Here is a 25,064-nt window from a genome sequence, read left to right on the forward strand (position 1 = left end):
GAACCCGTTCACCGGGTTCGGTACTGTTCTAACAGGCAGCCGGCCCACGCGCATCCGTCGCAACGAGGCCGGTCAAGCCGAACACTTAGGGGGAACCGATCATGAGTGATCTCATCATCAACCTGGAGCTGCTTCATCAGCTGCGGGACGACCTGGACGCCGTCGTGAAGGAGTTCGCCAACGCCGACGACTTCAGCGACGACGTGGCCATTGCCACCGGTCACGAGAACCTCGGCGACCACGTCAGCGATTTCGCACACAAGTGGAACGACAAGCGCAAGACCATGACCGAGGCGGTCGAGGGTCTGCGCAAGAAGATCGAGGGCATCACCGATGGGTTCACCCAGGTGGATGACGGCCTCGCGAAAGCCCTGACCGACGCTGCTCCGCCGCTGCAGACCGCCACCCCACTGTGACCCACCCCATGCCGTCCGCCCGCCCGGCCACCCCGAGATCTTCCCGCAGCCTGCCGAAGGAATCATCATGACCGACACCGAATTCCGTGCCCTCGAGGGTGACCCCGACCTGGTGCGCTCCAAGGCGCAGCACTACGCCGAGATCGCCAACGCCATCGCCCGGTCGGTGACCACCCTCAACTCGATCAAGTCGGTGGAGGGCATGACGTCCAAAGCCATCGACGCGATCCGCGAAGAGGCGGGCAACGTCGCCGACGACATCGGCAAGGCCAAGGACAGGTACGCCGGCACCGCTCAGGCCCTGATCACCTACTCGGCGCAGCTGCGCCTGGCGCAGGATGCCGCGACCACCGCCATCGCGCACATCGGCGACAAGGAAACCGCCGCGGACACCGCCGGTCGCACGGCCACCCGCACCGCCGCCACGGCCGAGAGCGCCACCCCGGAGTCCAGCGCCACCGACACCGCCGCCGCCGACAAGGCCGAGGAGGCCGCCGAGGCGGCCGGCCAGGCGCTGCAGGCGGCCCAGGCGGAATGGCACTCGGCCCTCGCGATCAAGAACCAGGCGGCCGAGTCGGCGATCACGGCCATCCTCGAGGTCGTCGAGGGCAAGAAGAGCCAGGACCTCAACGACACCTGGTGGGACGACTGGGGCGCGAAGGCGCTCGACATCCTCAAGACCATCTGCGACTGGGCCGGCGTGTTCGCCGTTTTCCTGGCCTGGGTGCCCATCCTCGGGCAGGTGCTGATGGTGCTCGCCGCCGTCGGCGCGGTGCTCACACTCATCGAGGCCACCATCGCGGCCGTGAACGGCGACGGCAGCTGGTGGGCAGTCGCCGGCGCCGCGGTCGGTGCGGTGATGTCGATCTTCGGTGGCAAGATCTTCTCCGTGGGCGCGAAGTACGTGCGTGCCTCGATGATCACCAAGGCCGCCGCCAGGCTCGACGGCGCCCCGGCGTTGACCCGCCAGCTCAGTGGGGTCGGCCGGCACAGCAAGGCGTTCATGAGCATCGACGACGCCGCGAAGGTGGTCAGCAAGCCGTTCAAGGATTCGGTGCTCGGGGCCTTCAAGAAGGACCTGGTTCCCGATGGCGCGCCCGTCAAAGCGATGGAGATGTTCAAGGAGGCGGCGAAGAAAGCCCTGCCGACCCTCGACGATTTCACGCCCTCCAGTCTGCTGAGCCTGAACGACGACCTGATGGACTTCTACCGGATGGCCGGCAAGGCGCCGCAGATCCTCGATACGCCGCTCGTCGTGCAGGGTGTCTCCCTCACGGTGGTGCAGATGCACACCTCGGTCACGGCCGTGCAGAGCCTGATGGAAAACCCGATCGACCCGTTCCTCGGCGAGTACGCGCCTCTGGTGCACCAGGTCGAGAAGACCTTCGGGAGAGACTAGACCGATGACATTTCGCAATTCGCCTTCCACCAGGGACATTGTCGACCTCAGCGTTGATGCAGAGGCCACCTGGTATCCAGTTCCGCTCGACCGGTCTGAACAGCTGCTCTGGGGTGAGACCCTGGCCGCCGAGGTGACCGGGGCCGGAAGCAGCCGGCGCACGCTCGGCAGTCAGCTCGAAGCGCTGCAGATCCGGCTCATCGGCAGCGGCAACCCGCGGATGAGCTGTGCCGTCTGGATCCCGTACCCCGAAACGGGCCGGGCGTCCAGCGCGCTGGCCTTCCAGCTCACCGACCTGCCCGCCGGCACCGCGGAAGCGGCCGCTGACAGCTACCTCGCCGAGCTTCGCGCCGACGAGGGCCGCCGTACACCCGGCATCGAATACCTGAGCGTCACCACCTGGCAGGGTGAGGTCGCGGCCGGTCCGTTCGTCGCCGCGCACAACCTCATCGCCCTGCGCAACCCGGGCGACGACGAAGCCGTCATTGAGGAACGCACGGTCTTCGCCGTCTTCCCGCCCGGTGCCGCGCAGATGGTGCAGCTGGTCTTCTCCGCCGAGAGTGTCGGCGCGTTCGTCAACATGCCCCGACAGACCGAAGAGGTTGTCGCGGCCCTGCGCATCGAACTGGAGGCGACCGCGTGACCCGCAAGGTAGTCAGCCCTGACCAGACCTTTTCGATCATCCTGCCCGGGACCTGGGCGGTCATCCCGTTGCAAGACGAAGTGGCCATGACCAAGCGCATCGTGGCCCTGGTGAAGAAACAGGTCGGCGGCGGTGACCGTGCGGCCCGACTGCGCCGGCAGACCCGCGACGAGTTCGTGAAGACGGCCCAGCAGGCCCGGGATGCCGGCGCCATTTCGTTCGCTCTGTCGATGGAACTTTTGCCCGGCGTGCCGTTTCCCGCCGCGATGATCACCACTGTGGAGACCTGGCCGATATCGGCATCCGCAGATTTGGACCCGGCCGACCGTCTGCGGGCCATGGTGCCCGATGCTGTGGTGCTCGAGCAGCGCAGCGGCCTGGTGGCCCGGCAGGCCGAAAGCGCCCGGCAGCGGGTGGGCGAGGAAACGGTGCCGTCGCTGCGGGCCACCTATTGGCTGCCGAGGCCGCAGACCGACGATTTGCTGCGCATCACGATCTCCGCGCCCATGGTCGACGATGCCGACCTCTTCACCGAACTGTTCGACGCGATCGTTGATTCGATCACCTGGAAGGCCGAGACCCTATGACCCAGAGCACCACCACGCCCGAAGCCACGACCGGTCGCAACGCCCGCGGACTGTTCCTGCTCTCGACCGGGGTGGTGTTCGCCATCGCGGCGGTGGTGATGCTCCTCATCACCGTGGTCGGTATCTCCACCTTGCAGTCCGACGCGTTAGCCCGAATCAACGAGCAGAACCTGTCGTACCGGGCCGAGTTCGGTTTCGTCGAGCGGGAGCTCTCGGTGCTCTCCGCCATGACCGCGGTCCCGGCCATGCTGCTGATCGTCGCCGTGTGCTTCCTCATTCCGGGTTACCTGCGCCGACGCGGCGTGATCGCCGAACGCGACACCACCTTTTGGCGGGGCGGCTCCCACACCGCCAAGTACAAACCGCTGCCGCTGGGCCTGCACGCGGCGTGGGCACTGCTGCCGTTGGCCGCGTGGGTGCTGCTCGTGGTGATTCCGCTGCGCAACCTCATCGGCGGTACCGCCTGGCCGGCGGGTCTGAAGGATGAGAACTCCTCGGCGGTATGGATGCTGTTGGCCGCGTACGGCGGTCTGGCCGCGGCGCTGTTCGCGGCGATCGTGGTGTCGCTGATCAAGAAGGTCGTCTACACCGCGCGTGTTGCGCGGCACCCGGAGGCCGTTGATGGCAGCGCCGGTAAGGGTCTCTGGCGCTGGGTCACCTTCCGCTGGCGCTTCGACCTGTGGCTGGCCGGACTCGGCGGGGCCTTCGTGGGGCTGTGCTGGATCGCCCTCGGCTTCGACGACACCCCGTTCTTCATCGCCACCCTGGCTATCGGCCTGGCCCTGCTGGCGGCCGGCCTGCTGCTCGCGGTGAACTACTGGCGTGCCGGCGAGCCCCTGGGCGCGGGCGAGTCCTACTCCTAACCCGGGTCTTCACCTCGCGCCGTCCGTTGGCCGTCGAACGTAAAGGCGGAGATCCTCGGCCGGGGTCGGCGTGTCGTGGCGCACAGCACGGCGCTTCCCGAAAAACTCCGCCTTTACCGACGGATGCGTCTCACCTCGTTCGACCCGGTCGGCCAGCGGCGGGGGAGAGCATGGGGAGTGCTGCCCATTCCGCATTGCGACCTGGGTTCGTTAGGTTGTACGTAGTCGGTCGGCCTTTGGGGGTTGGCCCCGAACTACTAATAAGAGGAGCAGTAACTCATGGCGAATATGAACGTAACTTACGGCGAAATGAACGATGCGTCGCGCAGCCTGATCGCTGGCAAGGACGACCTCACCGCCAAGCTGTCCCAGCTGCAGAGCCTGGTCAACAACCTCGTCGCCGGTGGCTTCGTCACCGACGCCGCGTCGGGCGCCTTCCACACCTCGTACGAGCAGTTCACCAAGGGCACCACCGAGGCCGTCAACGGCCTCCAGGGCATGTCGGAGTTCCTCACCCGGGCGGCCACCGCCCTGGAGAACGTCGACAGCGAGCTCGCCCGCGGCATCGGCGGCTAATTCCGCTTCTTCAGAGCAAAGGCGTGACCGGATTCCGGTCACGCCTTTGGTCAATCCGCACCACCCCAAGCCACAAGCCCCACACCGAGCAGCCAACCCCAGGGAGACCGCATGTACGGCGATATGGCGGCACTCGGCCGGCAGTCCACCGAGCTGCGCGCCCTGGCGGAGGACACCCGCACCCGCGCCACCACGCTGCGCTCGGCCGTGGGAACCACCTGGGTATCGTCCGCCGCGGCGACCTTCATCGAACAGCTCGGTCAGCGGGCCAACAACCTCGACGCCTCCGCCACATCGCTCGACGAGGCGGCTGACGCGATCGACGCCCACATCCGCTCGGTCGAAGCCGTGAAACAGGCCATCGTCGAAGCGGAACAGTGGATTTCCGAGCGCTGGAACGACGCCGCCCGGCTGGTGGGAAACACCGTCGAGGTGATCACCGAGGGCGCCGAGAACGTCTTCGAGTTCTTTGGCACCGAGGTGCCCCGCGCGCTCGTGAGCGAAGCCGACGAACTCATCCGCACGGTGCGGGAACTGCCGACACCGGGCTCGCCCGGCTGGCTCGACCTGGCCGACACCTTCCACCGACGGGGCTGGTAACAATGGCTTTCTCCACCGCGCCCATCTCCCCGACCACGCCTGCACGGTTCGGCCTCACCGCCGACCAGCTGCACCTGCTGCAGAGCCGCTGCCCCGACCTCACTCTGCCGGCCGAGTTCTACTCCGATTGGGCCGCCGAGGTGCCCGAGATCGAACGCGCCGAACGGATGCTCGTCGCCGAACTCGGTCTCATCGACCAGGGCCTGCTGCGGGCGGCGCCCACCGACACCCCCACCGCAGCACCCATCGACACCCACTCCGACACCTTCGCGGCCCGGGTGCACCCGGCCGTGCTCGGCTTCCTCGGCCTGTTCACCGAACCCGCCCTGCTCCTGGCCGTGCACTCCTGGGGCGGCGGCCGCACCATCGTGCAAACCATCGCCGTGCGCGCCGGCTTCGCCGCCTCCCTGGTGCGCGGCCAACGACTGGACGACCACGGCGGCCATCCCGCCAACGAGGATGCCGTGGAACTTTCCGCGTTCCCCGTTTCGGCCCTGATCGGCGAAACGCTGCGCTCGCTCGTGCGCCTCGAACCGAAAAACAGGCCAAGACCCCCGCACGGCAGGTCCGCCGCCGCCGTCGTGCTGCCGCTCACCCTGGCGCAGGGCATGATCGGCGCCATCCGCACCGGCAACCCCGAGATCATCCACGCCGCCGCGCTCACGGTGGGGCTGCCGCAGGCCGAACAAGTCCTCGAAGGGCCCGCGTTCGGCATCGACGCCGGCTACAGCGTCGCGGCGACCTCCCTCACCGGCGACAGCCTCGCCGTGCACTGGTTCCGCAGCGCGGCCGGCTGGTTCCAGATGAGCGCGGACACCCCACTGGTGGGTCGCATCGAGTCCACCGTCGACTTCGTCGACTCCAGCCGGGTGCGCATCGAGACCACCGGCCCGGCCGCGATCACCGGCCAGGTCACCACCGCCATCGGCTCGCTGCTCGGGGTGCTCCGTGGCTGAGCCCACGTTCACCGTGTCCGGGGGAGCGGGCGGCATCGGCGCGAACCTCGACGACATGCGCACCGAATCCGGGCACCTCGCCGCGATGGCCCAGCAGCTCGTGGACCAGGCCCTCACCGCGGCCGGCATCGCAGTGGACGGCGACCTGCTGGCCTCCGCCGTCCTCTCGCCGATCACCGCGGCGGCCGCCGAGCAGCAGATCGTGTTCGCCACCGGCCAGATGCTGCTCTTCGCCACCGAGGCCGGCGTCACCGCGGTGTTCCTGGCCGGCGCCGTGGATGCCTACGAAGCCGTTGACCGTAGCCTGTCGATCCTGGCCGACGCGGCCGCGAACACCACGACCTTCTTCATCGGGGTGATGGCCGTGCCGCTGGCCGTGGGCCTCGCCGCCGTGGCCGCCGCCGATGTGGCCCTGGTCTACGTGGCCGGGTACGGCGGCGAAGCGCTCGAGTCGCTCGGTGAGGGCCTAAACGAGACCCTGGCCGACCCGTGGAAACTCGCCCTGCCCGGCGTCTTCCTGGGCAGCCTGGCAGTGAACACCGTCGACGCCTACGACTCCGACGAGGCTCAGGAGACCGTGGCCGGCACTCTCGCCGACCAGCTGGCCCAGCTCAACGAGCTGGCGGGGGAGAACGCCTGGGCGGTCGACCTGATCGCACAGGGCGCCCCGGGGCTCCTCGCCGGTCTTACCCTGCCGCTCGCACTGGTCCTGGGTCCGGTTCGCACCCGGCTGGCGTTGACGGCACTCACCGGGGTGCCGTGGCCGCCCACCAGCTACGAACAGGCCCTGCAGGCCATCATCGGCGGCGGCAACAAGGCCGGCCTCTTCGAGGACGGCCCGCTGCTCACCCGCGACGACCTGATCAACCCGCCGGAAATCATCGGTCCGGATGTCGCCACCCCCACCAGCCTCGAGGGACTGTTCGCCGGGTCGGCGCAGATCGACAAGTACGACACCTCCGCCACGGGCGACGAGGACGCGCTGGCGCGCATCCGAATCACCGAGGTGCCCGGCAACCCGCCGAGTTTCATCGTGCAGGTGCCCAGCACCCAGGTGTGGGACCCGGCCGCCGGCAGCACCCCGAACGACGTCACCGCAGACACCCACGCCATGCTGGCCCAGCAGACGGCGCTCTCCAGCGCCGTGGATGCGGCGATGCGGGAGGCCGGCATCACCAACGAGAATCCCGTGATGATCCAGGGCTTCAGCCTGGGCGGCATCGTCGCCGGGCAGATGGCGGCCGACCCGAGCCTGAACTACAACTTCACCCATGTCGTCACCGGGGGCTCACCCGTCGCCAACTTCGACATCCCCAGCGACGTGCAGGTGCTCTCGCTCGAATTCGACGAAGACCCGGTGGCCAAGCTCGACGGCCACAACAACCCGGACGCCGCGAACTGGACCACCGTGCAGGCGCCTGCCCCGTCGCTGCCGGGCGACAACGGTGTGCCGGTCGGTATCGCCGGCGAACAGGGCGCCCACAACGCCGAACGGTACGCGATCACGGCCGGCGAGGTCGAGGGCTCCTCCGATCCCAGCATCGCCGCGTGGACCGACTCCGCGGCGGGGTACTTCCCGGACGCGGGCGACAAGCTCGAAGTGACAATGATCACCGACCCCGAAACCCACATCACCACGACCACCACAACCAACACCGAAACCGGTGCGGTCGTATCCGAAACCACCGACTACGGAGCGCAACGCCAACCATGAACGGCCAGCACCGATCGTTGACGACCCGCCGAACGGCTCTGCTCGTCGTCGCAACCCTGACTGCGGTAACGCTGGGCGGATGCGTCGCCGTCGGCCGGTCCGGCCAGCCCGCGTCCACGTCACCGAACGACCCGGCATCCGACAGCCGGACGACGGCGCAGGTCACCGACGAGCTGGGCCAGCTGCCCGGAGTGAGCGCCGCGTTTGTGTCGACCGGGCCGGTGGGGCTGCCCAACCAACTGGAACTGACCGTCGGGCTCAACCTCGAGGCCGGTTACCCGGGGGACGTGCCCGCCCTGCTGGACTACACGCTCGCCATGGCCTGGTCCGCAACCGTTGAGCAACCCACCACCACGGCGGCCGTGGCGTTCCGGGACGGGGATTCGGCACTGGACCTGGCTCCGGCCGCAGCTGCCCTCGGCTGGACGGGCATGACCGGCCCCACCCTCGCCGTTTCCATGGACGAGATGGCCGACCGGTACGGTCCCTGGCCCGGCCCGGTGCCGGAGAAGCCGGCCGCGCTGGGCTGACCCCACGGCTCGATACCATGGCGTAATGACTTGTGCCATTTTCACCCCCGAGCCGCGCGCGTGACGCGCACCGGCTCTGTACCCATCGTCGACCCGTCCGAGCGTCCGCAGCGGGTGCCGCACTCCCGGTTCGAGAACGTGGTGGCACTGTTCATCGGCACCTTCGCCGTCTCGTTCGGGCTGTACCTGCTCAAAGAGGTCGGGGTGGCCACCGGCGGCACCGCCGGTATCGCGCTGCTGGCCAGCTACGTCACCAGCTGGTCGTTCGGTGTGTGGTTCGTACTGGTCAACCTGCCATTCTTCGCGCTGGCGATCTGGCGGATGGGCTGGCGCTTCACAGTGAAGACCCTCGTCGCCGTGGTGCTGGTCTCGGTCTTCTCCGAGGTGCACCCGCTGCTGCTGGAGATTCGGCACATCGAGCCGATCTACGCCACGCTGCTGGGCAGTCTGTTGGCCGGCATCGGTCTCATCGTGTTGTTCAGACACCAGGCCAGCCTGGGCGGGGTCAACATCCTCGCGTTGTACCTGCAGAAGAGCCGCGGATGGCGCGCCGGCTACGTGCAGCTCGTCGTCGACGTGCTCATCGTGCTCGCCGCTTTCGCGACGCTGCCGTTGCCGATGGTGCTGCTCTCGGTGGTGGGTGCGGTCATCCTCAACATGATCATCGCCATGAACCACCGCCCCGACCGCTACTTCGGCTAATCAGCCCGCCGGGCCCGGTCCGCTGGTTGAGCTTGTCGAAACCTGGTGACTCCGGGGCCGGCAGCGACTAAACTTGACAGCCATGGATGCATCCATCGAGTCGCGGGTCGACCGCGAGGTCGAGGCCTGGTTGCGTTGGGTTCCGCGGTGGCGGCCCGGCACGCACCGGGCGCGCTCCAGACTCTGCCAACACTGCTTCGGCTCCCCGGTGCTGCGCGCCGCCGGACTCGACACCGATGTGCCGCACGCCGTGCAGCATCCGCTCTCAATGCGCATGAAGACGCTCGTCGACGACGAGGTGGAGACGTACACCGCGCAGAGCCTGCCGCTCCTCAACCGCGAGCTGGGACTTATCGAACTGCGCCGTGCCGCGCAGGCGTACCGGCCACTCGAGGGCCTCGAGCCGGAGTTCGACGGCATCGACCTCGACCCGCCCGCCGAGCCGGGCTCTCCGTACCTGTTCACCTTCGAAGAGTTCGTACAGCCCCTCACCGCCGACGATCCCGAGCTCGTGCCGCCGCCGCTGAGCATCGAGGAAAAGGCGGGCCTGCGGGTGGAGATGCGGCTGGCGGATGACTACGCCACCCTGGTGGGCAAGCGGGTCTGCGCCGACCTGCGCGGGCACCGCGCCGAGCTGCAGCAGGCCATCGCCGCGTTCGTGGAACCGCAGGTGCAGGCGCTGCTGGCCGATCTGGGCAGCACGCTGGACCCGCACAGTACGTGAGCAGATCGGCTTGCGGGGTTGCGACAGGCTCGACCGACGGGGCTCGCTTGACCCGCCACCCCGGCGGGGTTTAGAATTATCCGGTGTGCGCTTTGTCGTGCGCTTCAGTTATGCCGCTTCGTTGTCTGACATCGGGTTGCACTTCAGACGCCCCGACACTCCACGCAAACAGGGTTTGCTCTCCGAGCGGCCCCCACGGCATACCCACCAGAACGACCGGAAGCAATTCCGTGATGTCCGGAGGGTCCAGATGAACTCGATGAGTACTGAGAAGTGCGATTCGAATGCTTTGACATCAGTCAGCTGTCACCGTGCAGCAAAAACAAGGAGTTATTAGTGCCCACCATTCAGCAGTTGGTGCGAAAGGGACGCAGCCCCAAGGTCACCAAGACCAAGGCTCCCGCCCTGAAGTCCAACCCCCAGCAGCGCGGCGTTTGCACGCGTGTGTACACGACCACCCCGAAGAAGCCGAACTCGGCTCTCCGCAAGGTTGCTCGCGTCAAGCTGTCCAACGGTACCGAGGTCACCGCCTACATCCCCGGTGAAGGCCACAACCTGCAGGAGCACTCGATGGTGCTCGTTCGCGGTGGTCGTGTTAAGGACCTCCCCGGTGTTCGTTACAAGATCGTTCGTGGCGCCCTGGACACCCAGGCAGTCAAGAACCGCAAGCAGGCTCGTAGCCGCTACGGCGCCAAGATGGAGAAGAAGTAATGCCTCGTAAAGGCCCAGCGCCCAAGCGTCCCGTTATCGCTGACCCGGTATACGGCGCCCCCATTGTTAGCCAGCTGGTCAACAAGATCCTCCTCGACGGCAAAAAGGGCCTCGCCGAGCGCATCGTCTACGATGCACTCGAAGGCGTCGTTGCCAAGAACGGTGCGGATGCTGTTGTCACGCTGAAGAAGGCACTCGACAACGTGCGCCCGACCCTCGAGGTGCGTTCGCGCCGCGTCGGTGGTTCCACCTACCAGGTGCCCGTCGAAGTCAAGCCGCACCGTGCGAACACTCTCGCGCTGCGTTGGTTGACCAGCTACGCCAAGGCGCGTCGCGAGAAGACCATGACCGAGCGTCTCACCAACGAGATCCTCGACGCGTCCAACGGCCTCGGCGCCGCTGTGAAGCGTCGTGAGGACACTCACAAGATGGCTGAAGCGAACAAGGCTTTCGCTCACTACCGCTGGTAGTCGTCCACGCCGGTCGAGCCTGCCGGGACCACGGTCTCGGCAAGCTCGACCGGCGCAAGGCCTGTTCAACCTCATCTATCACAAAACTTCCGGAGGACACCCGTGGCACTTGACGTGCTCACCGACCTGAGCAAGGTCCGCAACATCGGCATCATGGCCCACATTGATGCCGGCAAGACCACCACGACCGAGCGCATCCTGTTTTACACGGGTGTGAACCACAAGATCGGTGAGACGCACGATGGCGCCTCCACGATGGACTGGATGGCACAGGAGCAGGAACGTGGCATCACGATCACGTCCGCTGCTACGACGTGCTTCTGGGCCGGCAACCAGATCAACATCATCGACACCCCCGGCCACGTGGACTTCACCGTCGAGGTGGAGCGTTCGCTCCGCGTCCTCGATGGCGCTGTCGCCGTGTTCGACGGCAAGGAGGGCGTTGAGCCCCAGTCCGAAACCGTCTGGCGCCAGGCCGACAAGTACGACGTGCCCCGCATTTGCTTCGTCAACAAGATGGACAAGCTCGGCGCCGACTTCTACTACACCGTCGACACCATCATCAAGCGCCTCGGCGCCAAGCCGCTGGTCATCCAGCTGCCGATCGGTGAAGAGTCGAACTTCGAAGGGGTCGTTGACCTCGTCGAGATGCGCGCGCTGACCTGGCGCGGCGACTCCAAGGGTGACGTCGAGATGGGCTCCAAGTACGCCATCGAAGAGATCCCCGCCGACCTCGTCGAGAAGGCTGCGGAATACCGCAAGCTGCTCCTCGAGACCGTCGCCGAGACCGACGACGAGCTCATGGAGAAGTACTTCTCCGGCGAAGAGCTCACCGTGTCCGAGATCAAGCACGCGATCCGCAAGCTCACGGTCGCCAGCGAGATCTACCCGGTCCTCTGCGGTTCCGCGTTCAAGAACCGTGGTGTGCAGCCGATGCTGGATGCCGTTGTCGACTACCTGCCGACGCCGCTTGACGTTCCCGCCATTGAGGCGCACGACGCACGCGACGAAGAAAAGGTTGTCATGCTGCACCCGAACGCGGACGAGCCCTTCGCGGCTCTGGCGTTCAAGGTTGCGGTGCACCCGTTCTTCGGTCGCCTCACCTACGTGCGCGTCTACTCCGGTCGCATCGAATCCGGCGCCCAGATCATCAACTCCACCAAGGGCAAGAAGGAGCGCATCGGGAAGATCTTCCAGATGCACGCCAACAAGGAGAACCCGGTCGGTTTCGTTACCGCTGGTCACATCTACGCGGTCATCGGCCTCAAGGACACGACCACCGGCGACACCCTGTGCGACCCTGCCCAGCAGGTCGTACTCGAGTCGATGACGTTCCCCGACCCGGTTATCGAAGTTGCCATCGAGCCGAAGACCAAGCAGGACCAGGAAAAGCTGGGTCTCGCGATCCAGAAGCTGGCCGAAGAAGACCCCACTTTCCGGACCGAGCAGAACCAGGAAACTGGTCAGACGGTCATCAAGGGAATGGGCGAGCTTCACCTGGACATCCTCGTCGACCGCATGAAGCGTGAATTCAACGTTGAGGCGAACGTCGGCAAGCCCCAGGTTGCTTACCGCGAGACGATCAAGAAGGCCGTCGAGCGTCACGACTACACGCACAAGAAGCAGACCGGTGGATCCGGCCAGTTCGCGAAGATTCAGTTCGCGATCGAGCCGCTTGAAATCACTGCCGACAAGTCGTACGAGTTCGTGAACAAGGTCACCGGTGGCCGTATCCCGCGTGAGTACATCCCTTCGGTTGACGCCGGAATCCAGGATGCCCTCAACGTGGGTGTGCTCGCCGGCTACCCGATGGTCGGCGTCAAGGCGAGCCTGCTTGACGGTGCCGCTCACGACGTCGACTCCTCGGAGATGGCGTTCAAGATTGCCGGATCGATGGGCTTCAAGGAAGCCGTTCGTAAGGCAAACCCGGTTCTTCTCGAGCCGTTGATGGCCGTCGAGGTGCGCACCCCTGAGGAATACATGGGTGACGTCATCGGAGACCTCAACTCTCGCCGTGGCCAGATCCAGACCATGGAGGACGCACAGGGCGTGAAGGTTATCCGCGCACACGTTCCGCTTTCGGAGATGTTCGGTTACATCGGCGACCTGAGGTCCAAGACCTCGGGCCGCGCGGTGTACTCGATGACTTTCGAGAGCTACCAGGAGGTCCCGAAGGCTGTTGCCGACGAGATCATCCAGAAGAACAAGGGCGAATAACCCACCGGCCTTCGGGCCGAATCGCTTAGGCCTCCTGGCCCGAGTAACATAAGTACACAAATCCAGCAGTTCCACCGGGCGTAAACCAACGTCCGGTGGAGCCGAGAGTCCTGAGGAGGACCCACAGTGGCCAAGGCCAAGTTCGAGCGGACCAAGCCGCACGTAAACATCGGAACGATCGGTCACGTTGACCACGGAAAGACCACGCTGACGGCAGCTATCTCGAAGGTCCTTGCCGACACGTTCCCTTCCAAGACCAACGTTCAGCGCGACTTCGCGTCGATCGACTCCGCTCCCGAAGAGCGCCAGCGCGGCATCACGATCAACATCTCGCATGTTGAGTACGAGACCGAGAAGCGTCACTACGCACACGTTGACGCTCCGGGCCACGCTGACTACATCAAGAACATGATCACCGGTGCTGCTCAGATGGACGGCGCGATCCTCGTGGTTGCCGCTACTGACGGCCCGATGGCTCAGACCCGTGAGCACGTTCTTCTCGCCAAGCAGGTCGGCGTGCCGTCCCTGCTCGTCGCGCTGAACAAGTCCGACGCGGTCGACGACGAAGAGATCCTTGAGCTCGTTGAGCTCGAGGTTCGTGAACTGCTCTCCAGCCAGGGCTTCGATGGCGACAACGCCCCCGTCGTTCAGGTTTCCGCCCTCAAGGCGCTCGAGGGTGACCCCAAGTGGGTTGCAAAGATCCTCGAGCTCATGCAGGCAGTGGATGACTACTTCCCGGAGCCCGTCCGCGACAAGGACAAGCCCTTCCTGATGCCGATCGAGGACGTCTTCACGATCACCGGTCGTGGAACCGTTGTCACCGGCCGCGCCGAGCGTGGAACCCTCAAGATCAACTCCGAGGTCGAGGTTGTCGGCATCCGCCCGACCATCAAGACCACGGTCACTGGTATCGAGATGTTCCACAAGCAGCTCGACGAGGCATGGGCCGGCGAGAACTGTGGTCTTCTTCTTCGTGGCACCAAGCGCGAAGACGTTGAGCGCGGTCAGGTTGTCGTCAAGCCGGGTTCGGTTACGCCGCACACCGACTTCGAGGGCACCGCGTACATCCTGTCAAAGGATGAGGGTGGGCGTCACAACCCGTTCTACGCGAACTACCGCCCGCAGTTCTACTTCCGCACCACGGACGTCACCGGCGTCATCACGCTGCCCGAGGGCACCGAGATGGTCATGCCTGGCGACACCGTGGAAATGACTGTCGCGCTGATTCAGCCGATCGCCATGGAAGAGGGCCTCGGCTTCGCTATTCGTGAAGGTGGCCGCACCGTCGGCGCCGGAACCGTCATCAAGGTTCTCAAGTAATTCAGTAGACCTGCTCACTCGCTGAGCTAGTCAACAACAACAGGGTCGGTCCTTCGGGACCGGCCCTTTGTCGTCCCCGGCCGCCGCAGGTCGAGCGCGTTGCCCTGGTTGAGCGCGTTCCGTTGGTCGAGCTTGTCGAGACCCCGCACCCCGAACTAACCTCGTAACCACACCCAAGGATCGGAGACCCACATGAACCTCAACGACATCACCCGCAAGGCCCAGGACTTCCTCAAGAGCGAGAAGGGCGAGGAGATGTCCGACAAGGTCATCGATGGCGCAGCTGCCGCGGCCAACAAGGTCACCGGAAACAAGCACGCCGACAAGATCCAGGGTGCCCGCGACGCGGCCGACAAGCACATCGGCCGCAACGACGGCACCGCCGGCCGCGACAGCACTCCCGACCCGAAGTAGCGGCCCCGGCCGTAACATCTACCTCAGCGTCGACTCTGTAAGGCCGCACACCGACTTTGTCGTTGGCATCACGCCCAGAACATGGCCGACATGCGGATTCTGTGCCGCACGGTGCGTGCCGTGGTGACTCCCAAAGGAGCGGCTTAGGCGGCTGGAGATTGCCTCAATTTCCGGGGTCTCAAGCAGCTCGAGCAGCGGAGGGGCGTAGCTGAACTCCCGCGGAACGACGCGGATCGCGCGACACGCCCAACGCGACACGCCCGGGTTGCACAATGACCTATTCCTGTGGCAGACTCTTCTAGTTCAACACTTTCGGATCGCGCTGCACGCGAGACCGGAATCACTACCAGGCAGTGCATAGCTCGCCCCTTGAGGGTCGGAGTTAGGCCGCGGGTAGCAGAACGAAGCTTAAATCAACTTCTTGGATGCTTGGGTAAAACCATGTCATCCGCCAGGCCCCGGCCTGGGGGAGTTGGCTCGAGATGGTCGGATTCCCGGCCGGATCGAAATTGACAGATGAACAGTGGTGCGATAGCAGCAGTGCTACTACGGCGTCCAATGCAGCCCTCGGGATGTAAGAAGCCTTGACAAGAAAGAGAGTTCGACATGGCGGGACAGAAAATCCGCATTCGACTTAAGTCGTATGACCACGAGGTCATCGACATCTCGGCGCGCAAGATCGTCGACACCGTCACCCGTGCGGGTGCAACCGTTGTCGGCCCCGTGCCGCTTCCGACCGAGAAGAACGTGGTGTGTGTCATCCGTTCCCCTCACAAGTACAAGGACAGCCGGGAGCACTTTGAAATGCGCACCCACAAGCGTCTGATCGACATCATTGACCCGACGCCGAAGGCCGTCGACTCGCTCATGCGTCTCGACCTCCCGGCAGACGTCAACATCGAGATCAAGCTCTAGGGCCCGCGATGTCGTACGCAGATACCAAGACCACCAAGGGCCTCCTCGGCAAGAAGCTCGGCATGACTCAGGTGTGGGACGAGAACAACAAGCTTGTTCCCGTTACCGTCATCGAGATCTCGCCGAACGTCGTCACCCAGATCCGCACGAAGGACATCGACGGCTACGCCGGCGTCCAGATTGCCTCTGGCGCCATCGACCCCCGCAAGGTGAACAAGCCGTCCGCAGGACACTTCGAGAAGGCCGGCGTCACGCCGCGCCGCCACGTTACCGAGCTCCGCACCGCGGATGCCGCTGACTACACCCTGGGCCAGGAGCTCACCGTTGACGGTGTGTTCGTCGCCGGCACCAAGGTTGACGTCATGGGCACTTCCAAGGGCAAGGGCTTCGCCGGTGTTATGAAGCGTCACAACTTCAAGGGTGTTTCCGCTTCGCACGGTTCGCACCGCAACCACCGCAAGCCCGGTTCCATCGGTGCCTCCTCGACCCCCAGCCGTGTCTTCAAGGGCATGCGCATGGCCGGTCGTATGGGTGGCGAGCGCGTGACCGTGCTGAACCTCAAGGTTCACGCGATCGACGCCGACAAGGGCCTCATTCTGGTCAAGGGTGCCGTTCCCGGCGCCAAGGGCCGCCTCGTATTCGTCCGCACCGCAGTGAAGGGAGCGTAGTCCTATGGCTACCGCACTCGACCTCATCGATGCCAACGGCAAGAAGGCCGGCTCCGTTGAGCTGCCCGCCGAAATCTTCGACGTCCAGACCAACATCCCGCTGATTCACCAGGTTGTTGTCGCGCAGCTCGCTGCCGCACGCCAGGGAACGCACAAGGTAAAGAGCCGCGGAGAAGTTTCCGGTGCCGGCCGCAAGCCGTTCAAGCAGAAGGGAACCGGTCGCGCTCGTCAGGGCTCGATCCGCGCCCCTCAGATGACCGGTGGTGGCATCGTCCACGGACCGACCCCGCGCAGCTACGACCAGCGCACCCCGAAGAAGATGATTGCCGCCGCGCTCAAGGGTTCACTCTCTGACCGCGCCCGTGGTGACCGTCTGCACGTGGTGACCGCGCTGTTCTCGTCCGAGACGCCCAGCACCAAGGGCGCCATCACGCTGCTCACCCAGATCGCCAGCAGCAAGCACGTGCTGGTCGTTCTCGAGCGCACCGACGAGATGACTCTCCGCAGCATCCGCAACCTCCCGACGGTGCACGTGCTGTCGTGGGACCAGCTGAATGCCTACGACGTTCTCGTCTCTGACGACATCGTCTTCACCAAGGGCGCGTTTGACGCGTTCGTGGCGCACAAGACCAAGAAGGAAGAGGTGTCCGCATAATGGCTACCCCGATTCAAAAGGACCCCCGCGACGTCATCATCGCTCCGGTCGTCTCTGAAAAGAGCTACGGCCTGATCGACGAGGGCAAGTACACCTTCATCGTGGACCCGCGTTCGAACAAGACCGAAATCAAGCTGGCGATCGAGAAGATCTTCAAGGTTGAGGTTGCGTCGATCAACACCATGAACCGCATCGGCAAGACTCGCCGTACCAAGTTCGGCATGGGTAAGCGCAAGGACACCAAGCGTGCCATCGTCACGCTCAAGTCCGGTTCCATCGACATCTTCACGGCCGTCGGCTAAGCGGCCAGGACTAGAGGAATAAGAAATGGCTATTCGTAAGTACAAGCCCACGACCCCCGGTCGTCGCGGTTCATCTGTTGCGGACTTCGCAGAGATCACCCGTTCGACGCCCGAGAAGTCGCTGCTTCGTCCGCTGTCCAAGACCGGTGGTCGTAACAACCAGGGTCGCATCACGACGCGTCACATCGGTGGTGGCCACAAGCGCCAGTACCGCGTGATCGACTTCCGTCGTAACGACAAAGACGGTGTCAACGCCAAGGTCGCTCACATCGAGTACGACCCCAACCGCACGGCGCGCATCGCGCTGCTGCACTTCATGGACGGCTCCAAGCGCTACATCATTGCGCCGAACAAGCTGAACCAGGGCGACATCGTCGAGTCGGGTGCCGGTGCTGACATCAAGCCCGGCAACAACCTGCCGCTGAAGAACATCCCCACCGGTACCATCATTCACGCCATCGAGATCCGTCCGGGTGGTGGCGCCAAGCTGGCCCGCTCCGCCGGAGTGTCGGTTCGCCTGGTCGCGAAGGATGGCATCTACGCCCAGCTGCGCCTGCCGTCCGGAGAAATCCGTAACGTCGACGCTCGCTGCCGCGCCACGATCGGTGAGGTCGGCAACGCCGAGCAGTCGAACATCAACTGGGGCAAGGCCGGCCGGATGCGCTGGAAAGGCGTTCGCCCGACCGTTCGTGGTGTTGCCATGAACCCGGTCGACCACCCGCACGGTGGTGGTGAGGGTAAGACGTCCGGTGGACGTCACCCCGTCAGCCCCTGGGGCCAGAAGGAAGGGCGCACCCGCCACCCGAACAAGGAAAGCGACAAGCTCATTGTTCGTCGCCGTACCGTCGGCAAGAAGCGTAAGTAGGAGTAGACGATGCCAAGAAGTCTTAAGAAGGGCCCCTTCGTTGACGACCACCTGCTTCGCAAGGTTGTCAAGGCGAATGAAGCCTCAAGCAAGAACGTAATCAAGACCTGGTCGCGCCGTTCGATGATCATCCCCGACATGCTCGGGCACACCATCGCGGTTCACGACGGTCGCAAGCACATCCCGGTGTTCGTCACCGAGAGCATGGTTGGGCACAAACTCGGCGAGTTTGCTCCCACCCGCACCTTCCGTGGTCACGTGAAGGATGACAAGAAGGGTCGTCGCCGCTAACGCGGTGACGTGAAGGAGGAGAAATGGTGGAGTCGATCGCACGCGTGCGTCACATCCGCGTTACCGCCCAGAAGGCCCGTCGCGTTGTCAACCTGATTCGTGGCAAGCAGGCGCACGAAGCGCTGGGAATTCTCAAGTTCGCGCCGCAGGGCGCGTCCGACCCCGTGTACAAGCTGGTCGAATCGGCCATCGCGAACGCACGGGTCAAGGCCGATGCTGCGAACGAGTTCCTGGACGAACAGGATCTGTTCATCTCCCAGGCATTCGTCGACGAGGGCACGACGCTCAAGCGTTTCCAGGCCCGCGCACAGGGTCGCGCATTCCAGATCAAGAAGCGTACGAGCCACATCACTGTTGTGCTCGCCACTCCTGAGGAGGGTACGAAGTAATGGGTCAGAAAGTAAACCCGTATGGCTTCCGTCTGGGAATCACGACCGACCACGTGTCGCGTTGGTTCTCTGACAGCACGAAGCCGGGCCAGCGTTACAGCGACTTCGTCGCTGAAGACGTCAAGATCCGCCGCCTGTTGAGCACCAGCCTCGACCGCGCCGGCGTGTCCCGCATCGAGATCGAGCGCACCCGCGATCGTGTCCGGGTCGACATTCACACCGCCCGTCCGGGCATCGTGATCGGTCGTCGCGGCGCGGAAGCAGAGCGCATCCGGTCCGACCTTGAAAAGCTCACCGCCAAGCAGATCCAGCTGAACATCCTCGAGGTCAAGAACCCCGAGCAGGATGCACAGCTCGTCGCGCAGGGCATTGCAGAGCAGCTCTCCGCTCGTGTGGCTTTCCGCCGCGCGATGCGTAAGGGCCTGCAGGGCGCCCAGCGCGCCGGCGCCAAGGGTGTTCGCATCCAGGTGTCCGGTCGTCTCGGTGGCGCTGAGATGAGCCGTTCGGAGTTCTACCGCGAAGGCCGTGTGCCGCTGCACACCCTGCGCGCGAACATCGACTACGGCTTCTACGAAGCCAAGACCACCTTCGGCCGCATCGGCGTGAAGGTCTGGATCTACAAGGGCGACATCACCAACAAGGAACTCGCTCGTGAGCAGGCCAACGCTAAGTCGTCCCGCCCCGAGCGTCGTGACGACCGTCCCCGCCGTGCGCCTCGCGCAGAGGGCGCGGCTCCGGTTGCAGCAGGAGTTGAGGCTAAATAATGTTGATTCCCCGCAGAGTTAAGCACCGCAAGCAGCACCACCCCGGCCGTACCGGCCACGCAACCGGTGGTACCACTGTTTCGTTCGGCGAGTATGGCATTCAGGCCCTCACCCCCGCGTACGTGACCAACCGTCAGATCGAGTCCGCTCGTATCGCCATGACGCGTCACATCAAGCGTGGCGGCAAGGTCTGGATCAACATCTACCCGGACCGCCCGCTCACCAAGAAGCCTGCCGAAACCCGCATGGGTTCCGGTAAGGGTTCGGTCGAGTGGTGGGTCGCGAACGTCAAGCCGGGCCGCGTGCTCTTCGAGCTTTCCGGTGTCTCTGACACCGTTGCTCGCGAAGCGCTCACCCGTGCAATTCACAAGCTGCCCCTCAAGGCACGCATCATCAAGCGCGAGGAGGGCGACGCATAATGGCGATCGGATCCAAGGAGCTCGCCTCAGTCGAGCTCGACACCTTTGAAAACGAACGACTGTTCGACGAGCTGAAGAAGGCCAAGGAAGAGCTGTTCAACCTGCGCTTCCAGTCGGCCACCGGCCAGCTCGAAAGCCACGGCCGCCTTCGCGCGGTCAAGCGGGACATTGCACGCATCTACACGGTTCTCCGTGAGCGCGAGCTGGGCATTCGTGCCACTCCCGTCGCAGTCGAGGCTCCGGCCAAGGCTGAGAAGAAGACGACCAAGAAGGCCAAGGCCAAGGACGCATCCACGGATGCTCCCGAGGCTGACGCCGTCGAGACGAAGGAGGCCTAATCATGGCGAAGACTGACGAAACGGTCGTCCCCGCCGAGGCTCTCGTGCGCGGCTACCGCAAGACGATGCGTGGTTACGTGACCAGCGACAAGATGGATAAGACCATCGTTGTCGAGGTCGAAGACCGCGTGAAGCACCCCCTGTACGGCAAGGTCATCCGCCGTACGTCCAAGCTGAAGGTTCACGACGAGGCGAACACCGCCGGCGTCGGCGACCTGGTCCTGATCAGCGAAACTCGCCCGCTGAGCGCTACCAAGCGCTTCCGCCTGGTCGAGATTCTCGAGAAGGCCAAGTAAGCCTCGCGCTTACTTGATAGAAGGAGTTAGAAAGTGCTTCAGCAAGAATCACGACTCAAAGTTGCCGACAACACCGGTGCCAAGGTCCTGTTGACGATCCGCGTTCTCGGTGGCTCCGGCCGTCGTTACGCCGGACTGGGTGACGTTATCGTCGCCACCGTCAAGGACGCCATCCCGGGCGGCAACGTCAAGAAGGGTGACGTCGTCAAAGCCGTCATCGTTCGCGTCAAAAAGCAGACCCGTCGTCCAGACGGCTCGTACATCAAGTTCGATGAGAACGCCGCAGTGATCTTGAAGGCTGACGGAGACCCCCGTGGTACCCGTATCTTCGGACCGGTCGGTCGCGAACTCCGCGACAAGAAGTTCATGAAGATCATTTCGTTGGCACCGGAGGTTATCTAAATCATGGCCAGAATCAAGAAGGGTGACCTCGTAGAGGTCATCACCGGCCGCACCCAGGCTCGCGGCGGAGACCGTGGCAAGCAGGGTCGTGTGCTCGAGGTACAGGTCGAGAAGAACCGCGTCCTGATCGAAGGAATCAACTTCGTCAAGAAGCACGTTCGCGTCGGCCAGACCCAGCGCGGCTCCAAGACCGGCGGCATCGAGACTGTGGAAGCATCGATTCACGCTTCCAACGTCGCGCTCGTCGACCCGGAGACCAAGAAGCCGACCAAGGTCGGGTTCCGTCTCGAAGAGGTAACGAAGGACGGCGTCACCAAGACGGTCCGCGTTCGTTACGCCAAGAAGTCAGGTAAGGACCTCTAATGACTGACATCGCAACCGAGGGCGCAAAGCCCGTCGTTCTGCCGCGTCTCAAGCAGAAGTATCGCGAAGAGATCTCCCTGCAGCTCGCCAAGGACCTGGGTTTCACCAACGTCCACCAGGTACCCAACCTGACGAAGATCATCGTCAACATGGGTGTCGGCGAAGCAGCACGCGACGGCAAGATCATGGATGGCGCCGTCGCCGACCTCACCAAGATCACCGGCCAGAAGCCGCAGGTCACCAAGGCACGCAAGTCCATCGCGCAGTTCAAACTGCGTGAAGGACAGCCCATTGGCACGCACGTCACACTTCGTGGCGACCGCATGTGGGAGTTCCTCGACCGGCTGCTCAGCCTCGCCCTGCCCCGTATCCGCGACTTCCGCGGCCTCTCGGACAAGCAGTTCGACGGCGCCGGCAACTACACGTTCGGTCTCACGGAGCAGGTCATGTTCCACGAGATCGACCAGGACCGGATCGACCGTGTTCGCGGTATGGACATCACTGTTGTGACGACCGCCAAGAACAACGACGAGGGTCGCGCGCTGCTCAAGGCGCTCGGCTTCCCGTTCAAGACGGCCGAGAACTCCTAAACTAGCTTTACCCCGGGGGCCGGACAACCGTTCGGCCCCCTCCACCACCACAGGTCGTCATCCGTGTAACGGGTGCACGAAACCAGGCGAGAAAGGCACCACAAATGACAATGACAGATCCGGTCGCAGATATGCTGACCAGACTGCGCAACGCTAACTCGGCGTACCACGACACAGTGTCGATGCCGCACAGCAAGCTCAAGGCGCACATCGCAGACATCCTCAAGGCACAGGGTTACATCTCTGCCTGGGATGTCAAGGATGCAGAGGTCGGAAAGACCCTCACGCTGAACCTCAAGTTCGGCCCCAACCGCGAGCGTTCCATCGTCGGCATCAAGCGGGTTTCCAAGCCCGGCCTGCGCGTGTACGCAAAGTCGACTGAGATCCCCACGGTTCTCGGCGGCCTCGGCGTTGCCATCCTGTCCACCTCCAGCGGTCTGCTCACCGACCGCCAGGCTGAGAAGAAGGGCGTAGGCGGAGAAGTTCTCGCCTACGTGTGGTAGCCGACAATGTCACGTATTGGAAGACTTCCGATCGAGATCCCCGCGGGTGTCACGGTCGAAGCTAACGGCCAGGCCGTTAGCGTCAAGGGTCCGAAGGGTGAGCTCGCGCTCACCGTCGCCAACCCCATCGAGGTTCAGGTCACCGATGGCCAGGTTCTGGTCACCCGTCCCGACGACGAGCGCGCTTCGCGTTCGCTGCACGGACTGACCCGTACCCTGATCGCCAACCAGATCATCGGCGTCACCGTGGGTTACACCAAGGGACTCGAGATCGTCGGTACCGGTTACCGCGTTGCGCAGAAGGGCACCTCCGTTGAGTTCGCCCTTGGCTTCTCGCACCCGGTCCTCATTGAGCCGCCCGTTGGTATCTCCCTGACCGTCGAGGGCGTTAACAAGCTCACGGTCAGCGGTATCGACAAGCAGGCCGTCGGTGAGGTTGCCGCAAACATCCGTAAGATTCGCAAGCCTGAGCCCTACAAGGGTAAGGGTGTGCGTTACGCCGGCGAGATTGTTCGCCGCAAGGCCGGAAAGAGTGGTAAGTAACCATGGGTCTCGGAACTAGAGGAAAAAGCAAGTCGGCTGCCCGCGGACGCAGGCACGCACGTCTTCGCAAGAAGATCGAGGGGACCGCGCTTCGTCCGCGTCTCGTCGTCACCCGCTCGGCTCGCCACGTATTCGTGCAGGTCGTTGACGACAGCAAGGGTTTCACCCTCGCGTCGGCGTCGACTCTCGAAACCGGTCTGCGCACCTTCGATGGTGACAAGACCGCCAAGGCGCACAAGGTCGGCGAGCTCGTCGCCGAGCGCGCCAAAGCCGCCGGTATCGAAGCCGTCGTATTTGACCGTGGTGGCAGCAAGTACGCAGGACGCGTCGCAGCCATCGCCGAAGGAGCCCGAAAGGGAGGGTTGGACCTGTGAGCACTGAATCCAGTAGCACCGCAGCAGCGAAGGAAGCTGACGTCGTCACTGAAGTTCCGGTGGAAACCGCAGCTTCGACTACGCCGCCGCAGAACGAGCCTCGTGAGGCTCGCCGTGGTGGCCGTGAGCGCAGCCCGAACCGTGAGCGCGGAAGCCGTGACGCCGAGAAGAGCCAGTTCCTCGAGCGCGTCGTCACGATCAACCGTGTTTCCAAGGTCGTCAAGGGTGGTCGTCGCTTCAGCTTCACCGCTCTGGTCGTCGTCGGAGACGGTAACGGCCTGGTAGGCGTTGGTTACGGTAAGGCCCGCGAGGTCCCGACCGCAATCAGCAAGGGCGTCGAGGAAGCGAAGAAGAACTTCTTCCGCGTTCCCCGCGTCGGCCTGACCATCCCGCACCCCGTTCAGGGTGAAGCAGCTGCCGGAGTCGTTCTTCTCCGTCCGGCCGCAGCAGGTACCGGCGTTATCGCCGGTGGCCCGGTGCGCGCCGTACTCGAATGCGCCGGCATCCACGACGTTCTGAGCAAGTCGCTCGGTTCGTCGAACACCATCAACATCGTGCACGCCACGGTGGAGGCCCTGCACCAGCTCGAAGAGCCTCGTGCAGTCGCGGCTCGCCGTGGCCTTCCCTACGAAGACGTGGCTCCGGCCCGTTTTCTGCGTGCCGACGCGGCTGCAGCAGCAGCCGCCGCAAGCGCGAAGGCAGGTGCCTAATGGCTCAGCTGAAGATTACGCAGATCAAGTCCAAAATTAGTGAGAAGCAGAACCAGCGCGACACATTGCGCAGCCTGGGCCTGCGTCGCATTGGCGCCGTCACGATCCGCGAGGACAACTCGCAGAACCGTGGCTACGTCAACACCGTTGCTCACCTTGTGAAGGTCGAGGAGATTGACTAATGGCTGACGAGAAGGAAGCTACCGAGAAGGTAGCAACCAAGCCCGCCGCTAAGAAGGCCGCCGCCCCCAAGGCGACGACCACGAAGGCTGCTGCAGCCAAGGCCCCGGCCAAGACTGTTGCCGCCAAGAAGGCCGCCGCGCCGACTGAGCCCACTGAGGTCCGTCCGCAGGTACTGAAGGTGCACCACCTTCGTCCCGCGCCCGGATCGAAGAAGGACAAGCAGCGCGTTGGCCGTGGTGAAGGATCCAAGGGTAAGACCGCGGGTCGTGGAACCAAGGGCACCAAGGCGCGCTACACCGTGCGTATCGGCTTCGAGGGTGGGCAGATGCCGCTGCACATGCGCACCCCGAAGCTGCGCGGGTTCAAGAACCCGTTCCGCGTCGAGTACCAGGTTGTAAACCTGGAGCGCCTCGCCGAGCTGTACCCGACCGGCGGCGATGTAACCATCGCTTCACTGGTCGCCAAGGGTGCCGTTCGCGACAACGAGAAGGTCAAGGTTCTCGGCAATGGTGACATTGCGGTTAAGCTGACTGTTGCAGTCGATAAGGTCTCCCGCTCAGCAGAGCAGAAGATCGTCGCAGCAGGTGGCTCGATCAAGTAGTAAGACCCGTAGACGAGATCGAGCTTGTCGAGCCTGCCCAGCGATTAAAGC

37 protein-coding genes are annotated in these 25,064 nt (G+C 64.3%); all 37 read left to right on the forward strand.

Features of this window, described 5'->3' with window-relative positions:
• Positions 1-101: 101 nt before the first annotated feature.
• The 37 genes from E3O57_RS00485 to rplO all read left to right on the forward strand — a co-directional run bounded on the left by E3O57_RS00485 (position 102) and on the right by rplO (position 25,013).
• Positions 102-416, forward strand: coding sequence for a hypothetical protein (locus E3O57_RS00485; RefSeq protein ID WP_103459149.1), 315 nt, complete (start codon positions 102-104; stop codon positions 414-416).
• Between the two features lie 67 nt (positions 417-483).
• Positions 484-1,815, forward strand: coding sequence for a hypothetical protein (locus E3O57_RS00490; RefSeq protein ID WP_103459150.1), 1,332 nt, complete (start codon positions 484-486; stop codon positions 1,813-1,815).
• A 4-nt stretch (positions 1,816-1,819) separates the two neighbouring features.
• Positions 1,820-2,458 (forward strand): hypothetical protein, encoded by a 639-nt coding sequence (locus tag E3O57_RS00495; RefSeq protein WP_103459151.1) that lies wholly within the window; start codon positions 1,820-1,822, stop codon positions 2,456-2,458.
• Positions 2,455-3,045, forward strand: a complete 591-nt coding sequence (locus E3O57_RS00500; RefSeq protein WP_103459152.1) for a hypothetical protein — start codon at positions 2,455-2,457, stop codon at positions 3,043-3,045. Before E3O57_RS00495 ends, E3O57_RS00500 begins: the two co-directional genes overlap by 4 nt.
• The gene (locus E3O57_RS00505; protein ID WP_103459153.1) at positions 3,042-3,908 is read left to right on the forward strand and encodes a hypothetical protein; all 867 of its coding nucleotides are present in this window, start codon (positions 3,042-3,044) and stop codon (positions 3,906-3,908) included. Before E3O57_RS00500 ends, E3O57_RS00505 begins: the two co-directional genes overlap by 4 nt.
• A 279-nt stretch (positions 3,909-4,187) precedes the next feature.
• Positions 4,188-4,484, forward strand: a complete 297-nt coding sequence (locus E3O57_RS00510; RefSeq protein WP_088457201.1) for a WXG100 family type VII secretion target — start codon at positions 4,188-4,190, stop codon at positions 4,482-4,484.
• A 111-nt stretch (positions 4,485-4,595) separates the two neighbouring features.
• Positions 4,596-5,084, forward strand: a complete 489-nt coding sequence (locus E3O57_RS00515) for a hypothetical protein (RefSeq protein WP_103459154.1) — start codon at positions 4,596-4,598, stop codon at positions 5,082-5,084.
• Between the two features lie 2 nt (positions 5,085-5,086).
• A complete protein-coding gene (locus E3O57_RS00520; RefSeq protein WP_103478902.1) occupies positions 5,087-6,040 on the forward strand; it encodes a hypothetical protein in 954 nt (317 codons plus the stop codon).
• Positions 6,033-7,754, forward strand: coding sequence for a hypothetical protein (locus E3O57_RS18575; RefSeq protein WP_165787888.1), 1,722 nt, complete (start codon positions 6,033-6,035; stop codon positions 7,752-7,754). The genes E3O57_RS00520 and E3O57_RS18575 overlap by 8 nt, the downstream gene beginning before the upstream one ends.
• The gene (locus tag E3O57_RS00530; RefSeq protein ID WP_103459156.1) at positions 7,751-8,284 is read left to right on the forward strand and encodes a hypothetical protein; all 534 of its coding nucleotides are present in this window, start codon (positions 7,751-7,753) and stop codon (positions 8,282-8,284) included. Before E3O57_RS18575 ends, E3O57_RS00530 begins: the two co-directional genes overlap by 4 nt.
• Positions 8,285-8,344: 60 nt before the next feature.
• Positions 8,345-8,986 carry a YitT family protein gene (locus E3O57_RS00535; RefSeq protein WP_241990249.1) on the forward strand — a complete coding sequence of 214 codons (642 nt, stop codon included), beginning with the start codon at positions 8,345-8,347 and terminating at the stop codon, positions 8,984-8,986.
• 82 nt (positions 8,987-9,068) lie between these two features.
• Positions 9,069-9,710, forward strand: a complete 642-nt coding sequence (locus tag E3O57_RS00540; protein ID WP_103459157.1) for a spermidine/putrescine ABC transporter substrate-binding protein — start codon at positions 9,069-9,071, stop codon at positions 9,708-9,710.
• A gap of 336 nt (positions 9,711-10,046) precedes the next feature.
• Positions 10,047-10,421, forward strand: coding sequence for a 30S ribosomal protein S12 (gene rpsL, locus E3O57_RS00550; protein WP_055811472.1), 375 nt, complete (start codon positions 10,047-10,049; stop codon positions 10,419-10,421).
• Positions 10,421-10,891 carry a 30S ribosomal protein S7 gene (rpsG, locus tag E3O57_RS00555; RefSeq protein ID WP_066597688.1) on the forward strand — a complete coding sequence of 157 codons (471 nt, stop codon included), beginning with the start codon at positions 10,421-10,423 and terminating at the stop codon, positions 10,889-10,891. The genes rpsL and rpsG overlap by 1 nt, the downstream gene beginning before the upstream one ends.
• Positions 10,892-10,993: 102 nt before the next feature.
• Positions 10,994-13,108, forward strand: a complete 2,115-nt coding sequence (gene fusA, locus E3O57_RS00560; protein WP_088457195.1) for an elongation factor G — start codon at positions 10,994-10,996, stop codon at positions 13,106-13,108.
• A gap of 126 nt (positions 13,109-13,234) precedes the next feature.
• On the forward strand, positions 13,235-14,428 hold the full coding sequence (gene tuf / locus E3O57_RS00565) for an elongation factor Tu (protein WP_088457194.1): 1,194 nt from the start codon (positions 13,235-13,237) through the stop codon (positions 14,426-14,428).
• A gap of 192 nt (positions 14,429-14,620) precedes the next feature.
• The gene (locus tag E3O57_RS00570; protein ID WP_103478903.1) at positions 14,621-14,842 is read left to right on the forward strand and encodes an antitoxin; all 222 of its coding nucleotides are present in this window, start codon (positions 14,621-14,623) and stop codon (positions 14,840-14,842) included.
• A gap of 606 nt (positions 14,843-15,448) precedes the next feature.
• Positions 15,449-15,757, forward strand: a complete 309-nt coding sequence (rpsJ, locus tag E3O57_RS00575; RefSeq protein ID WP_035834607.1) for a 30S ribosomal protein S10 — start codon at positions 15,449-15,451, stop codon at positions 15,755-15,757.
• 8 nt (positions 15,758-15,765) lie between these two features.
• Positions 15,766-16,425 carry a 50S ribosomal protein L3 gene (gene rplC / locus E3O57_RS00580; RefSeq protein ID WP_088457178.1) on the forward strand — a complete coding sequence of 220 codons (660 nt, stop codon included), beginning with the start codon at positions 15,766-15,768 and terminating at the stop codon, positions 16,423-16,425.
• 4 nt (positions 16,426-16,429) lie between these two features.
• Positions 16,430-17,080 (forward strand): 50S ribosomal protein L4, encoded by a 651-nt coding sequence (gene rplD, locus E3O57_RS00585; RefSeq protein WP_088457177.1) that lies wholly within the window; start codon positions 16,430-16,432, stop codon positions 17,078-17,080.
• On the forward strand, positions 17,080-17,382 hold the full coding sequence (rplW, locus tag E3O57_RS00590; RefSeq protein ID WP_088457176.1) for a 50S ribosomal protein L23: 303 nt from the start codon (positions 17,080-17,082) through the stop codon (positions 17,380-17,382). Before rplD ends, rplW begins: the two co-directional genes overlap by 1 nt.
• 25 nt (positions 17,383-17,407) lie before the next feature.
• Positions 17,408-18,247: a 50S ribosomal protein L2 gene (rplB, locus tag E3O57_RS00595; protein ID WP_066597631.1), complete on the forward strand. Its 840-nt coding sequence runs from the start codon at positions 17,408-17,410 to the stop codon at positions 18,245-18,247.
• 9 nt (positions 18,248-18,256) lie between these two features.
• Positions 18,257-18,538: a 30S ribosomal protein S19 gene (gene rpsS / locus E3O57_RS00600; RefSeq protein WP_066597628.1), complete on the forward strand. Its 282-nt coding sequence runs from the start codon at positions 18,257-18,259 to the stop codon at positions 18,536-18,538.
• A 23-nt stretch (positions 18,539-18,561) separates the two neighbouring features.
• Entirely contained in the window at positions 18,562-18,927 is a 366-nt protein-coding gene (gene rplV / locus E3O57_RS00605; protein WP_066597626.1) for a 50S ribosomal protein L22, read from the forward strand.
• Complete coding sequence (rpsC, locus tag E3O57_RS00610; protein WP_066597624.1) at positions 18,927-19,691, forward strand: 30S ribosomal protein S3; 765 nt, start codon at positions 18,927-18,929, stop codon at positions 19,689-19,691. The genes rplV and rpsC overlap by 1 nt, the downstream gene beginning before the upstream one ends.
• Positions 19,691-20,110, forward strand: a complete 420-nt coding sequence (gene rplP, locus E3O57_RS00615; protein ID WP_066597622.1) for a 50S ribosomal protein L16 — start codon at positions 19,691-19,693, stop codon at positions 20,108-20,110. Before rpsC ends, rplP begins: the two co-directional genes overlap by 1 nt.
• A complete protein-coding gene (gene rpmC / locus E3O57_RS19180; RefSeq protein WP_066597620.1) occupies positions 20,110-20,448 on the forward strand; it encodes a 50S ribosomal protein L29 in 339 nt (112 codons plus the stop codon). Before rplP ends, rpmC begins: the two co-directional genes overlap by 1 nt.
• A gap of 2 nt (positions 20,449-20,450) precedes the next feature.
• Positions 20,451-20,744 (forward strand): 30S ribosomal protein S17, encoded by a 294-nt coding sequence (gene rpsQ / locus E3O57_RS00625; protein ID WP_088457175.1) that lies wholly within the window; start codon positions 20,451-20,453, stop codon positions 20,742-20,744.
• Between the two features lie 33 nt (positions 20,745-20,777).
• The gene (rplN, locus tag E3O57_RS00630) at positions 20,778-21,146 is read left to right on the forward strand and encodes a 50S ribosomal protein L14 (RefSeq protein WP_066597616.1); all 369 of its coding nucleotides are present in this window, start codon (positions 20,778-20,780) and stop codon (positions 21,144-21,146) included.
• A 3-nt stretch (positions 21,147-21,149) separates the two neighbouring features.
• Positions 21,150-21,509 (forward strand): 50S ribosomal protein L24, encoded by a 360-nt coding sequence (gene rplX, locus E3O57_RS00635; protein ID WP_088457174.1) that lies wholly within the window; start codon positions 21,150-21,152, stop codon positions 21,507-21,509.
• A complete protein-coding gene (rplE, locus tag E3O57_RS00640) occupies positions 21,509-22,099 on the forward strand; it encodes a 50S ribosomal protein L5 (protein ID WP_088457173.1) in 591 nt (196 codons plus the stop codon). Before rplX ends, rplE begins: the two co-directional genes overlap by 1 nt.
• A gap of 104 nt (positions 22,100-22,203) precedes the next feature.
• On the forward strand, positions 22,204-22,602 hold the full coding sequence (gene rpsH / locus E3O57_RS00645; protein WP_066597609.1) for a 30S ribosomal protein S8: 399 nt from the start codon (positions 22,204-22,206) through the stop codon (positions 22,600-22,602).
• A 6-nt stretch (positions 22,603-22,608) separates the two neighbouring features.
• Positions 22,609-23,145, forward strand: coding sequence for a 50S ribosomal protein L6 (rplF, locus tag E3O57_RS00650; RefSeq protein WP_088457172.1), 537 nt, complete (start codon positions 22,609-22,611; stop codon positions 23,143-23,145).
• A 2-nt stretch (positions 23,146-23,147) separates the two neighbouring features.
• The gene (gene rplR, locus E3O57_RS00655) at positions 23,148-23,519 is read left to right on the forward strand and encodes a 50S ribosomal protein L18 (protein ID WP_088457171.1); all 372 of its coding nucleotides are present in this window, start codon (positions 23,148-23,150) and stop codon (positions 23,517-23,519) included.
• Positions 23,516-24,229, forward strand: coding sequence for a 30S ribosomal protein S5 (gene rpsE / locus E3O57_RS00660; RefSeq protein ID WP_088457170.1), 714 nt, complete (start codon positions 23,516-23,518; stop codon positions 24,227-24,229). The genes rplR and rpsE overlap by 4 nt, the downstream gene beginning before the upstream one ends.
• Positions 24,229-24,411: a 50S ribosomal protein L30 gene (gene rpmD, locus E3O57_RS00665; RefSeq protein WP_066597599.1), complete on the forward strand. Its 183-nt coding sequence runs from the start codon at positions 24,229-24,231 to the stop codon at positions 24,409-24,411. The genes rpsE and rpmD overlap by 1 nt, the downstream gene beginning before the upstream one ends.
• On the forward strand, positions 24,411-25,013 hold the full coding sequence (gene rplO, locus E3O57_RS00670; protein WP_088457169.1) for a 50S ribosomal protein L15: 603 nt from the start codon (positions 24,411-24,413) through the stop codon (positions 25,011-25,013). Before rpmD ends, rplO begins: the two co-directional genes overlap by 1 nt.
• Positions 25,014-25,064: the final 51 nt, after the last annotated feature.

The sequence above is a fragment of the Cryobacterium sp. TMN-39-2 genome (genome assembly GCF_004402745.1).
Classification (GTDB): Bacteria; Actinomycetota; Actinomycetes; order Actinomycetales; family Microbacteriaceae; genus Cryobacterium; species Cryobacterium zongtaii.